Origin of the sequence: Leclercia barmai, from assembly GCF_049312895.1 — a bacterium.
Taxonomy (GTDB): Bacteria; Pseudomonadota; Gammaproteobacteria; order Enterobacterales; family Enterobacteriaceae; genus Enterobacter; species Enterobacter barmai.
In genome coordinates, this window is sequence record NZ_JBMNWZ010000002.1 from 313,850 (window position 1) to 326,976 (window position 13,127).

Sequence of the window (13,127 nt, forward strand, 5' to 3'; positions counted from 1 at the left end):
AACTGAATCAGGCGGCTGTGTGCGCCATACGTTGTTCACGATTTAATCCCTGAAGCGCCGAAACATCGACGATCAGCGCCACACTACCATCGCCGAGGATGGTGGCGGCTGAAATGCCAGGTACTTTGCGGTAGTTGCTCTCGAGATTCTTCACCACCACCTGATGCTGACCAATCAGCTGATCGACCAGCAGCGCATAGCGGCGACCTGCGCTTTGCAGAATGACCACAATCCCCTGCGTGGCTTCGGTTTTGGCGCCGTCCACGTCAAACACTTTCCACAGTTCGACCAGCGGCAGGTATTCGCCACGCACTTCCAGCACGCGCTCACCGCCTGCCAGCGGATGCAGATCTTCTTCACGCGGCTGGAGTGATTCCATCACCGCATTCAGCGGCAGGATGAACACTTCGTCCGCCACTTTTACCGACATCCCGTCGAGGATCGCCAGCGTCAGCGGAAGCAGAATGCGGATGGTAGTACCTGAACCCTGCTTCGATTTGATCTCAACGTGGCCGCCCATCTCCTGGATGTTACGTTTCACCACGTCCATACCCACGCCGCGCCCGGAGACGTCCGTCACCTGCTCAGCGGTGGAGAAGCCCGGGGCGAAGATCAGCATGCCCACTTCTTCATCGGTCATGTTTTCGCTGACCGCCATCCCCTGGGAAATCGCTTTTGCCAGGATGCGCTCGCGGTTGAGGCCCGCGCCGTCATCGGTCACTTCGATGCAGATGTTACCGCCCTGGTGTTCCGCAGAGAGGATCAGGTTGCCGACCGGGGATTTCCCTGCCGCTACACGGTTCTCCGGCAGTTCGATCCCGTGGTCAAGGCTGTTACGCACCAGGTGCGTTAACGGGTCGATAATGCGCTCGATCAGGCTCTTATCCAGCTCGGTGGAGCTACCCATCAGGGTCAGTTCAATCTGCTTGTTGAGCTTACCGGCGAGGTCGCGCACCAGACGCGGGAAGCGGCTGAAGACGTACTCCATCGGCATCATACGGATGGACATCACCGATTCCTGCAGGTCGCGGGCGTTGCGCTGCAGCTGGCCCATGCTGGTGATCAGATCCCCATGGTTGACCGGGTCCAGCTCGTTAGAACGCTGGGCCAGCATCGACTGGGTGATCACCAGTTCGCCCACCAGGTTGATCAGCTGATCCACCTTTTCAACGGCCACGCGGATACTGGTCGATTCGCTGGAACGTGCGGCCGGCTTTTCGCGCTCGCTACGGTTTGGCGCGGCGGATTCGCCCGGCACGGCTTTCAGCGCCGGCGCGGCAGGTGCAACAGCCGGTACCGCAGGAGCAGCCACCACTTCAGCCTCTTCCACCGCCTCGGCCACCGGGGCATCGGTCACGGTTTCAAAGTCGATCTGCTCAGGTTCAATGACAAAACAGAGTACCGCGACCACGTCATCTTTGCTGATGCCGCCGTCGAGGTTAGCCGCCAGCGTGTCTTTGCCTTTCACCACGTTGCTCAGGGTGGCGAGATTGCTCAGCTCTTCTTCCAGAAGGTTAACTTCGCTCTCTTTCAGACCGGACAGCACCACCCGCAGGCGGTCGTCAGCGGCAGGTGCGGCCACCGGGGCAGCATCCACAACGCTCAGTTTTGCCGGGCTGACGGCAACGGCTGCCGTTTCGCCTTTGGCTTCCAGCGCTAACTGACGCAGCGCGTTGCAGATGTATTCAAAGCTGGCAGCGTCCGGCTCTTCCGAGCTTTTATAGGCATCGAGCTGTTCCTGCATAATGTCTTTCGTTTCCAAAAACAGGTTAATAATGTCGGTATTGAGCTGCATCTCACCGCGTCGGGCTTCATCAAGCAGGTTCTCCATCAGATGGGTGGTCTCCTGCAAAATGGTAAAGCCAAACGTACCGGCGCCCCCTTTAATGGAGTGAGCTGCACGAAATATGGCGTTAAGCTGCTCTGAATCCGGCGCCTCAGGCACCAGATCCAGCAGATGTTGCTCCATATCCGCCAACAGTTCGTCGGCTTCATCAAAAAACGTCTGGTAAAAATCGCTAATATCCATGCTCACGCTATCACCTCGGATTGGCTGGTGGCGATGTTGGAACGGCAGCCGAAGGCTCAGGGCCTGGCTGTTTTAAATCATCCAGTGACTCATTCTGGCTTTCGGCGTTTTCATGCAGGATGGCCTGCTCCGCCTGCTGGTTGAGCACTAAGAGACTAATACGACGGTTGATGGCATCTTCCGGCCCGCGGTCGGTCATGCGCATGGTTGCCGCCATGCCGACGACGCGCAGCACTTTGCCATCGTCCAGCCCGCCGATCACCAGCTCACGACGGGATGCGTTGGCACGATCCGCGGAGAGCTCCCAGTTGCTGTACCCTTTTTCGCCACTGGCGTAAGGGAAGTCATCGGTGTGACCGGAAAGGCTGATTCGGTTCGGGATCCCGTTCAGCACCGGCGCAATCGCACGCAGGATGTCGCGCATGTAAGGCTCCACATCGGCGCTGCCGGTTTTAAACATCGGACGGTTCTGGCTGTCGATAATCTGAATGCGCAGACCTTCCTGGACTAAATCGATCTTCAGGTGTGGACGCAGGGCGCGCAGTTTCGGATCTGCCTCGATCAGCTGATCCAGGTCGCCACGCACTTTTTTCAGGCGGCTCTGCTCCATGCGTCTTTTCAGCTCGTCGATGTTCGGCTCGCGCTTCACTTCGCCCTGCTTCTGCGTGTAATCATCTCCACCGCCCGGGATCGGACTGTCGCTGTTGGAGATGCGCGGACCACCCGAGACCGCCGTGGCCAGCGGGGTACGGAAATATTCTGCGATCTGAATCAGCTCTTTCGGGCTGGAGATAGAGATCAGCCACATCACCAGGAAGAACGCCATCATCGCGGTCATAAAGTCCGCGTAGGCGATTTTCCAGGAGCCACCGTGATGGCCCCCGTGCCCTTTATGCTTGCGCTTTTTGACTATGACGATGGGATGGGACTGGTTTTTCATGCGTCCTCAGTGCTCGTCTGCTGGTTTGGGTTCTTCACCGCGCGCACGTGTTCTTCGAGTTCAATGAACGACGGACGCTCGCTGGAATAGAGGGTTTTACGACCAAACTCGACCGCGATCGGCGGGGCATAACCGTTGAGGTTAGAGAGCAGCGTGATCTTCACGCACTGCATCATTTTGGTGGTTTCGGCGCTCTTCTGGCGTAATACGCTGGCCAGCGGAGAGATAAAACCGTACGCCAGCAGGATCCCGAGGAAGGTTCCCACCATCGCGTGGGCGATAAGTGCCCCCAGCTCTGCCGCCGGACGATCCGCCGAGGCCAGGGCGTGTACTACCCCCATGACCGCCGCCACGATACCGAACGCCGGCAGGGAGTCGCCCACCATCGCCAGGCTGTTGGCCGGGACTTCGGCTTCGCTCTCGTGGGTCTCGATCTCTTCATCCATCAACGCTTCGATTTCGAAGGTGTTCATGTTGCCGCTGATGATCAGACGCAGATAGTCGACGATAAACTCGAGCATCATCTTATCGGCGATAATGCGCGGGTAGCTGGCGAAGATCTCGCTCTCTTTCGGATTTTCAATATCGCGTTCGAGGGAGAACATCCCCTGTTGACGCGACTTGGCCATCAGGCGATAGAGCAGCGCCAGCAGGTCCATATACATACTTTTGGTGTATTTCGAACGACGGAACAGTAACGGCAACGCTTTTAACGTTCCCTTGATCGCCTTGCCGTTGTTGCCAACGATAAACGCCCCCACCCCTGCACCACCGATAATAATCAGTTCGGCCGGTTGATAGAGTGCCCCAAGGTGCCCGCCGGTCATCATGTAACCGCCGAAAACTGTACCGAGAACTACCAGGTAACCTAATACGATAAGCACGACATCATCCTTCCGCTAGTGACTTTAGCCAGGAGACAGAGTTCGGGGGTTTACCCACCCGCGGGGCAAAAAAAAGCAGCGGTAATCTCTTACCGCTGCTGGAATCTTGCCCACAGGTTCGGGTTAAACAGCCTGTTCGATCTGTTCATCCAGCAGTTGTGGATTACTATCGGCAACATCCCGGGAAAGTTTACGTCTTTTTACCGCTCGGGACGGTGGTTGGCACAAACTGCAGGCAAAGCTGCCGGCAGGCTGATGCGCGTGGGTGATAAAGTTACCGCTGCAGCAGTTGCAGCGAGACAGCTCAAGCAGTCCGCTCTCTACAAAACGCACCAGCGTCCATGCGCGGGTCAGGGCCAGCAGAGGACCTTCTTCAGGCTGCGGGCACTGCTCGAGGTAAAGCTTGTAGGCTTTAATCACCGCATCAACGCCGCTGCACAAGCCGGTTTTGAGCAGGTACTGCCAGGCATTACAGAACATGGAAGCATGGATATTTTGCTCCCAGGTCATAAACCAGTCGGTAGAAAATGGCAGCATGCCTTTTGGCGGCGGGCTGCCACGTAACTCTTTATAGAGTTTGATAAGACGACCACGGCTCAGCTGGGTTTCGCTTTCAAGCATCTGCAAACGAGCACCAAGCGTAATCAGTTCCATGGCCAGTTGAATGTCACGCGCTTCCTGAACAATGCTCTTCTCACTCATTTTTATGCTCTTTTCTTACGGGCTACGTCATCAGGCTGGCTGATTTCGTTAAGCAAACGGGTAGAAAGCAGAATGCCGGTGTGAACCTGTTGCAGGTCATCCACGCGGGATTCCTGGGTCAGCTGCGTAATGGTCTGGTGATTGTCAAAACGGAACTGGCAAACCAGCTGGTTAGTTTCAGCGAGTTTCACCATCTGCGGCAGTGTTAAACCGCCAAGCGTTGTGGCCATTTCTTCCTGAATGCCCAGCCGGAACATCGCGGAGGCTTTATCCTGGCTAATCAAACGTTGTGCAAGCAATAAATATGACAGGTTGATGTCATAAATGTGTTTTAGCAATTCGGATGTGTTCATTTATCCCTTCCCGAATAACACTTTAATTTCTTGTGCGGTCGACCCGCACCCCGTGATGTCGCCGGGAAAACCCCGGTAAAAAAAAAGAAAAGGCTAAAACGCATAGTTGAATTAAGTTTTGTATCGATGAATCACGTCAAGAAAAACAAAGTTTGTCTCTTACACATTTATCACTTCTTACAATTAACTAAGATTTTTCCTAATTCGCGGCAACTTTACCCGTCCGGTGTAGGACATACAATGTGGCCCTGCCTGAAATTTAAAAAAAATGTGACGCAGATCACATAATTTGAGTGAATTCGAACCAAAAATCCATCAGCACTCCTTCTAATTTGGCTGTTTTATGAGCGATTAAGCGAAGAATATATTCTTCAGCCCCGAATATTCATGCAGAAGTATGAACTAAGACGGCATGTTACTTGCTGGTTATTGACATAACACAAATTTGTAACAACCGAGGATATATCTATCACAGAAACACTTTGTTTATTTCCATAAAAACATAGCTTTACGAAGATAAATGATTGAAGTAATTGCTTTACGTTACCATTCAACAGCTGAAGGGTTCGCGGGAATTTTGTTTAGAATTTGCAGACTTAAATTGTATGATTTACGTTAAGTGAGCGCATTTTGGACGTTTATGCAAGCCTTGCCCTATTCATTGCATAAGAATAATTAATGAATAATTATGATAAGCATCACACTAATGTCACCTTTGGCTCTTGCGCAAAAAAAGCAATCGCGCTAATGCTGAAGTATGTGCCTTAACCACACACTGAAGGTGGGTAAAATGAGCTATTCCCATATCCTTGTTTCTGTTTCGGTTTCTCCCGAAAGTCATCAATTGGTTGCCAAAGCGGTCGCCATCGCCAGGCCAACGCAGGCGCGTATCACGGTGGTCACGCTGATGGCCGAACCGGAGATGTATAATCAACTGGCAGCACCGATGCTGGAAGATATTCGTGGCGTATTACAGGAAGAAACCAGACAATTTCTCGAGGACCTTATTACCCGTGCAGAATATCCCATCGCGCAAACAGTATGCGCAACGGGAGAATTAAGCGAGCAGATAAGTGATATATGTCAAAAGCAGAATATAGATTTAGTGATATGCGGAAATCATAACCACAGTTTTTTCTCGCGCGCAGCCTGTTCCGCGAAAACAATAATCAACAATGCTCAAGTTGACGTGCTTTTAATTCCACTCAGCGCAGAATAAAACGCTGAGTGGAATATATCAGGCCAGTTTAGGGAAGGTTGCGACCTTTTTTTGCAGATTGCTCTCCACGCTGCGGGGAGTAATCTGGTTCAAATCCTCAATGAAGCGGGCCTGCCAGCGGTCGATGTCATTTTCACGGATCACTTTCATCATCTCCGCGTGACGCGATATACGCTCGGTGAGCGGCATATTCAGCGCGCGATGCAGCGCGTTGGCCACGTCGTCCCGGTCGTACGGATTGACGATCAGCGCCGAGGTCAGCTCATTGGCCGCACCGGCAAACTGCGACAGCACCAGCACGCCCGGGTCGGCCGGATCCTGCGCCGCCACGTACTCTTTCGCCACCAGGTTCATGCCGTCACGCAGCGGCGTCACCAGCCCGACATCGGCATAGCGGAACACTTTCATCAGGATTTTGCGCTCAAAGTGCTGGTTCAGGTAGAAGAGCGGCGTCCAGCCCAGCTGGCCGTAACGACCATTAATGCGGCCGGCTTCGGTTTCAAGCTGATGACGGATGTCCTGATAGGCCTGCACCTCGCCACGGGAGGTTGGCGCGATTTGGGTATAGCGGATCTTACCGTGGTGCTCGGGGTATTTTTCCAGCAGCGTCTCATAGGCATGAAAACGTTCCGGGAGCCCTTTTGAATAGTCCAGACGCTCAACGGAAAAGATGTTTTTTACGTTCTTGAGCTCTTCTTTAAGTTGAGCCAGTTTAGGGGGTAACGGCCCGGATGCCTGGGTAGCGATGTCGTCCGGTTCGATGCCGATGGGATAGACCTCGGTGCGAAAACGCTTACCCCATGCGGAGTGTGAATCGTCGTCATGAGCGGTCAGCCGCGTTTTACTGGCGACGCAGTCGAGGAAGGCCAGACGGTCGTTTTCGGTCTGGAAGCCCAGCAGATCGTAATCGCAAAGCTGTTCGAGCAGTTCATCACCCGGCGGCAGCGCGTTGAAGATCTCAGGCGTCGGGAACGGAATATGCAGGAAGAAGCCAATCCGGTTGTTGACGCCGCGCTTGCGCAGCTCTGCGGCAAACGGCAGCAGATGGTAGTCGTGCACCCACACCACGTCGTCCTGTTTGACTAACGGCTGCAGTTTATCGGCCAGCAGGCCGTTGACCCGCTGGTACCCTTCCCAGGCTTCGCGTTTAAACTTCACCAGGTCCAGGCGATAGTGAAACGCTGGCCACAGTACGGCATTGGAGAACTGGCTGTAATACTCGTCGTAATTCTGTTCACTCAGATTAAACGAGGCCCAGGTGATGTTCCCGCGTGTCACCTTTTTTAGCGGTTTATCCTCATCACCGATATCCCCACTCCAGCCAAACCAGAGCCCACCCGTACTTTTTAACGCCCCCAGCACCCCAACGGCCAGGCCACCTGCGCTGGCTTTTTTATCATCCGGGGGAGCGATGCGGTTAGAAACTACGATCAAGCGACCCATAAGGTTTTCTCCTGTTAATTTGCGCTAATTGTTGTTCTTGTTGATGGTTAGCGGCTTTTATTACCCATTGCCAGACGTCAGGTACCGTTGCCAGCCGCCAGCTGGCTTTGGTCTCACCTGCGCCGACCTTTACAGATACCCCTTTAAGCTGATTCACAACGTCAAAGCCATGCTCATCGGTGAGGTCATCACCAAAGAAAATCGGCGTTCTGCCGAGGAAAGGTGCTTCATGCATAAAGGTCGAGATAGCCTCGCCTTTGTGGATCCCCCTCGGTTTAATTTCGACCACGCATTTACCCGGCTGGAGCGACAGCTGCGGGTTGTCGTGCACAATCTGTTCCGCCAGCGCGAAAATATTCTGCTCATATTGCTGGGCCTGACGGTAGTGGATTGCAAATGCCATCCCTTTGGCTTCAAGTTCGGTGCCAGGCATATACAAAAGCGCCGTCGTCAGCTGCGCATGCAGCGTCTGGATCAGATCCGGAGGGAGTGAAACGGATTGCGAATGACCATGGATGTCGCGGCGCTCCGCCCCGTGTACACCGGCAAGGGGGAAACGGTAAGGTCCGGCGAGCTTGTCCAGCTCGTCCATTGAACGCCCTGATATCAATGCCAGTGCCCCTTCATTCAGCTGTGCCAGCTGATTCAATGCCTGGAGTACTTCTGCGGGAACCACTACCTCATCGGGATGCGGCTTGATGGTGGCAAGGGTCCCGTCGAGGTCAAAAAAGTACGCAACGTTTTCTGATAATACAGGCGGTGAAGTTAACGTATCGGCCACCCTGATCCTCCTTACAGTTGGCGAGATGAAAAACTGTTAACATCTCAGTAGCCATGTAAGTATAGACAGTGTGACGGGGCTCGCCATTTGACACCCCCTTCCCGCTACGGCTGGAAAGGGGGGCTACACTTAAAAGTTAGGTCTGGAAAGGAAGGAAAAAACGGTTAAACGGTACGCTTCGCTTTTTGTTTGTAACGGTCGAAGATCACCGCCGCCAGCAGGATGAGGCCACGTACCACGTACTGGGAGAACGGGGAGATGTTCAGCAGATTCATCGCGTTCTCAACGGTCCCCAGGATCAGGATCCCCGCTACCACATATGAGATTTTTCCGATGCCGCCTTTGAGCGATACACCACCCAATACGCAGGCAGAGATAACGATCAGCTCATAACCGATGGAGGTCATCGGCTGTCCGCTGGTCATACGCGAGGCCAGAATAATCCCTGCCGCCGCCGACACCAGACCGGACAGTACAAAGATGATGATCTTGGTACGTACCACCGGAACACCCGCCAGACGCGCCGCCTCTTCATTACCGCCAATCGCCAGGGTATTACGGCCAAAGGTGGTTCTGTTCAGCAGGAAACCAAAGATAATCAGGCAGCCGACGGTCAGCCAGATGGGTGCTGGCAGCCCGAACCAGTTAGCATAGCCGAGGGTGAAGAAGCGCTCGTCTTCGATCCCCACCGCTTTACCGTCAGAGATGATGTAGGCCAGGCCGCGCACAATCTGCATGGTGGCAAGGGTGGTGATCAGGGCGTTGATTTTCAGACGCGCAATCACGAAGCCGTTCACCAGCCCGCTGAGCACGCCGAGCAGCAGCCCCGCCGCCACGCCAATCCACAGGCTTTCGGTCATGTTAATGACCACGGCGGTAGTGACACCGGCACAGGCGATAACCGAGGCGACCGACAGGTCGAAGTCGCCGGAAGCCAGGCAGAACAGCATCCCGCAGGCGACCATCCCGGACATGGAGATCGCCAGGCCCAGCCCCTTCATATTAATAAAGGTGGCGAAGTTAGGAACAAAGATAGCGCAGCCGAGGAACAGCACGGCAAACACCACCAGCATGCCGTATTGATCCCAGATCCGCCCAAAGCTGAAGGCCGACTTCGGCGCTCCGGATGTAGTGACAGAGGACATCTTATTCTCCTTACTCAGGCGACAGCCTGGCTGACTTTAGGCATGGCGAGGCTTAACGCCTGCTGTTCATTCGCCTGTTCATGTAGCAGTTCACCGGCAATGGCCCCTTCACGCATCACCACGATACGGTCGGCCACGCCCAGCACTTCCGGCAGATCGCTGGAGGCGAAGAGCACCGCCACGCCGCGTTTTGCCAGGGCATAAATTACGTTATAGATTTCGTGCTTGGCCCCCACGTCGATACCGCGGGTGGGTTCATCAAGCAGGATCACCTTCATCTCTTCCGACAGCCAGCGGCCAAGTATGGCTTTCTGCTGGTTACCGCCGGAGAGGTTCATGATCAGCTGTTCCGCCCCCGGCGTTTTGATATTGAGGGAACGGATGTGGTGATCGGCATTGCTGACCTCCCAGGTGTCGTTAATCAGACATCCGGCGCGAATGGTCTTGCGGCGGGCCGAAATATTGATGTTGTCCCGCACCGAGTGCACCGGAATGATCCCTTCGGCTTTACGGTCTTCCGGGCAGAGCATCATCCCGGCGCGAATGGCGTGGGCCGGTTTCTGAATGTCGACAGGCTCGCCGTCGATAAACACCCGTCCTCCGGTGATGCGGGTGCCGCCAAATAGCCCTTTCATCAGCTCGCTGCGCCCTGCCCCCACCAGTCCGAACAGGCCGACGATTTCACCGCTGCGCACGGTGAGGCTGATCGGCGTGCGCACGCCCGGGGCTTTCACCTCGTCGAGGCGCAGCAGCTCGCCGCCGTACTGGCGCGGCTCCCAGTGATAGATATCACCCAGCTCGCGTCCCACCATCGCCTGCACCAGCTGGTCGTGGTTGACCTGCTGCATATCGGTGAAGGTGCGAACATAACGGCCATCTTTAAAGACGGTGATCGCGTCGCTAAGGGCGAAGATCTCTTCCATACGGTGCGACACGTACAGAATGATGCGCCCCTCTTTACGCAGCTCGCGGATCACGCGGAACAGGTTCTCGATTTCACGCGCCGACAGCGAACTGGTCGGTTCATCAAAGGCAATGACTTTGGCATTGCGCGCCAGCGCTTTGGCAATTTCCACCATCTGCCACTGGCCAATGGAGAGGTATTTGAGCGGGGTCTGCGGGTCAATATCGAGCCCAAGGTGCTTGAGCTGCAGACCGGCTTCATAGTTGAGCAGCGACCGGTTAACGAACCCGCCTTTATGGGGAAGCTGCCCAAGATAGATGTTTTCCGCCACGGTCATCTCCGGCACCAGATGCAGCTCCTGGTAGATGATGGCGACACCGGCGTTCAGCGCGGCGGTGGTATCCGCGAAGGCCACCTCTTTGCCCTGCAACGCCAGGGTGCCCGTGGTGGGGGCGTAGTTGCCGCTGAGGATCTTCAGCAGCGTGGATTTTCCGGCGCCGTTCTCCCCCATCAGGGCATGAACCTGACCGGCGTAGCAGTCAAAGCTGATGTCGGTCAGCGCGTTGACACCGGGAAAGGTTTTGCCGATGCCGCGAAAAGAGAGATAGGGTGCAGACTGTTGCATAACGTCTCCGAGGATCGAGTAGTGAACGTCTGGCCCCCCGCGACTGCGGGGGGCACAATCACAGTAAATTACTTACCGCCCAGTCCTTTTTTCTCCAGCTCTGCTTTGAAGTTGTCACGGGTGATCAGCACCACGTCGGTAACTTCGGTGAATTTCGCAGGCTCGGCACCTTTGGTGACCCAGTTGTAAAGCATTTCGCTGGATTTATAGCCGTGTACGTCCGGGCTTGGCAGCAGGGAGCCGTAGAAACCGGTAGCCTGAGCTTTAGACAGTTCGCTCACCGCATCCACGCCGTTGATGCCGATACCGATGACGTCAGCGGCTTTGAAGCCCTGGCCTTCGGTGGCGCGCACGCCGCCCAGCACGGTGTTGTCGTTCATCCCGACGACCAGCCAGTGTTTCACTTCAGAGTGCTGCACCAGCATGGAGTTAGCTGCGTCGAAGGCGCCCGGGATGTCGTTAGATTTGGTTGGCACTTTGTAGATCTGTTTTTCCGGGAAGCCGGCCGCTTTCAGGGCATCCATCGAGCCAGTGGTACGACGACGCGCGGTATCCAGTTCGTCGGCGGTGATCGCCATCACCGCAGTATCTTTCACGTCCCAGCCGCGTTTTTGCATCTCTTTATACAGTTCCTGGCCCTGACGCTCGCCGATTTTGGTCGCCGCCATCATCACCAGCGGGACGGTATCCATCGGCGCGCCTTTGGCGTTGACGAATTGATCGTCCACCGCGATGACTTTCATGTCATAGCCGCGCGCTTTCGCCACGATGGCGGAGCCCAGTTTTGGGTCCGGAGTACAGATGACAAACCCTTTCGCGCCGCTGGCTGCCAGGCTGTCGATGGCGTTCAGCGTTTTTTCACCGTCCGGCACGGCAATTTTTATCACTTCAAAGCCCAAATCCTTCCCGGCTTTGTCGGCAAATTTCCACTCCGTCTGGAACCAAGGCTCTTCCGGTTGCTTCACCAGAAAACCGAGCTTTAAGTTCTCCGCCATAGCGGATTGTGACATAACGGCAGCCAGACCGATGGCCGCCAGCGCTTTAGTAAATTTGTGCATGGTTAACTCCAGCTTTAGCGTTCTAATTTGTAGGGGAAAAACAACTCAAATTGGTTTAATCGGACTTAAAACAAGGCATTAGCGCCAGACATGCAGGAAGCGCGTTTGCTTGAGATAGTTTTAGCGGGAAATTAATCATCCATAAGAGAGCGCCATCACACCGCAGAATTACAGTAATTGCGTACATACATTCAGCGAAAAATGACATAACTATGCGGGTATTTGTCGGACAATTAGAAAGGGTGAAAGCAGATTAGTCCATAAGATTAGCTAAGATATCCTTGTGATCCGGGCGCGCTGGCGCCCGGCGTTCTGTTACCAGGGATAATAGATGTGTTCGGCGTGATCGCGCACCGGGGTTTCATCGCCCAGCAGGCGTGCAGAGAGGGTCAGCGCGAAGTCGAAGGCATGGCCCAGGCCTTTGCCGCTGATAAGGTTGCCATCTTCCACCACCGGAGCATCAACGTACTCGCCGTCATGGATATCCTGCCAGAGATCGCCCGAGCAGACGTAGCGACGGCCTTTCAGCAGGCCATTTCCGCCCAGCACGCGTGCAGCTGCAGAACAGATGGGGGCGATGAATTTGCCCGCTTCGTCATGGGCCGCGACAAAACGCACCACGTCGGCACTGGCGGCCAGATTCACGCTGCCCTGCGGCCCGCCCGGTAACACGACGGCGTCATAGTAGCTGTCTATTTTTTCATTGAGGGTGCTGTCCGCGACCATCGGGATATCATGGTAGCTCACTACCGCGCGCGACTCGGCGCAGGCCAGGGTTTCTACCTCAATGTGGAGACGGCGCAGGATATCAATGGTGATAATCGCTTCCGCCTCTTCAAATCCGGGTGCCAGCAGCACCGCAACTTTTGCCATGATGAACTCCGTTTGATAAAAACATAAAACAACGTTTCATTTTCACAGAGAGCAGAGCGTTAAACTCCTTGCTGGATCACATTACGCACTATTTCCTGCGAAAATGATCTCGCGCAATTTTCAGTAGGTGTAAAAAGAAATTAATCATCAGAATTATCCCATCTCACGCAT

12 protein-coding genes are annotated in these 13,127 nt (G+C 54.8%); 1 reads left to right on the forward strand and 11 read right to left on the reverse strand.

Features of this window, described 5'->3' with window-relative positions; translation table 11 throughout:
• Positions 1-7: 7 nt before the first annotated feature.
• From cheA to flhD, 5 genes are all read right to left on the reverse strand, one after another.
• Positions 8-2,035 carry a chemotaxis protein CheA gene (cheA, locus tag ACOYA6_RS09860; RefSeq protein WP_039030854.1) on the reverse strand — a complete coding sequence of 676 codons (2,028 nt, stop codon included), beginning with the start codon at positions 2,033-2,035 and terminating at the stop codon, positions 8-10.
• 4 nt (positions 2,036-2,039) lie between these two features.
• Positions 2,040-2,969 carry a flagellar motor protein MotB gene (gene motB / locus ACOYA6_RS09865; protein WP_422654613.1) on the reverse strand — a complete coding sequence of 310 codons (930 nt, stop codon included), beginning with the start codon at positions 2,967-2,969 and terminating at the stop codon, positions 2,040-2,042.
• Positions 2,966-3,853, reverse strand: a complete 888-nt coding sequence (gene motA, locus ACOYA6_RS09870; protein ID WP_039030856.1) for a flagellar motor stator protein MotA — start codon at positions 3,851-3,853, stop codon at positions 2,966-2,968. The genes motB and motA overlap by 4 nt, the downstream gene beginning before the upstream one ends.
• A 123-nt stretch (positions 3,854-3,976) precedes the next feature.
• Entirely contained in the window at positions 3,977-4,555 is a 579-nt protein-coding gene (flhC, locus tag ACOYA6_RS09875; RefSeq protein WP_039030857.1) for a flagellar transcriptional regulator FlhC, read from the reverse strand.
• 2 nt (positions 4,556-4,557) lie between these two features.
• Positions 4,558-4,908, reverse strand: coding sequence for a flagellar transcriptional regulator FlhD (gene flhD / locus ACOYA6_RS09880; RefSeq protein ID WP_039030858.1), 351 nt, complete (start codon positions 4,906-4,908; stop codon positions 4,558-4,560).
• Between the two features lie 790 nt (positions 4,909-5,698).
• Between flhD and uspC the strand changes: the two genes are divergently transcribed.
• Complete coding sequence (gene uspC / locus ACOYA6_RS09885) at positions 5,699-6,127, forward strand: universal stress protein UspC (protein ID WP_039030859.1); 429 nt, start codon at positions 5,699-5,701, stop codon at positions 6,125-6,127.
• Positions 6,128-6,145: 18 nt separating this feature from the next.
• Here uspC and otsA read toward each other — a convergent pair whose 3' ends face one another.
• The 6 genes from otsA to ACOYA6_RS09915 all read right to left on the reverse strand — a co-directional run bounded on the left by otsA (position 6,146) and on the right by ACOYA6_RS09915 (position 12,956).
• A complete protein-coding gene (gene otsA, locus ACOYA6_RS09890) occupies positions 6,146-7,570 on the reverse strand; it encodes an alpha,alpha-trehalose-phosphate synthase (protein WP_039030860.1) in 1,425 nt (474 codons plus the stop codon).
• Entirely contained in the window at positions 7,545-8,351 is an 807-nt protein-coding gene (gene otsB, locus ACOYA6_RS09895; RefSeq protein WP_138369369.1) for a trehalose-phosphatase, read from the reverse strand. The genes otsA and otsB overlap by 26 nt, the downstream gene beginning before the upstream one ends.
• 164 nt (positions 8,352-8,515) lie before the next feature.
• The gene (gene araH, locus ACOYA6_RS09900) at positions 8,516-9,496 is read right to left on the reverse strand and encodes an arabinose ABC transporter permease AraH (protein WP_039030862.1); all 981 of its coding nucleotides are present in this window, start codon (positions 9,494-9,496) and stop codon (positions 8,516-8,518) included.
• 14 nt (positions 9,497-9,510) lie between these two features.
• Positions 9,511-11,025, reverse strand: a complete 1,515-nt coding sequence (araG, locus tag ACOYA6_RS09905) for an L-arabinose ABC transporter ATP-binding protein AraG (protein ID WP_138369370.1) — start codon at positions 11,023-11,025, stop codon at positions 9,511-9,513.
• A gap of 68 nt (positions 11,026-11,093) precedes the next feature.
• Positions 11,094-12,083 carry an arabinose ABC transporter substrate-binding protein AraF gene (gene araF, locus ACOYA6_RS09910; protein WP_039030864.1) on the reverse strand — a complete coding sequence of 330 codons (990 nt, stop codon included), beginning with the start codon at positions 12,081-12,083 and terminating at the stop codon, positions 11,094-11,096.
• A 315-nt stretch (positions 12,084-12,398) separates the two neighbouring features.
• Entirely contained in the window at positions 12,399-12,956 is a 558-nt protein-coding gene (locus tag ACOYA6_RS09915; RefSeq protein WP_039030865.1) for a DJ-1 family glyoxalase III, read from the reverse strand.
• Positions 12,957-13,127 lie beyond the last annotated feature (171 nt).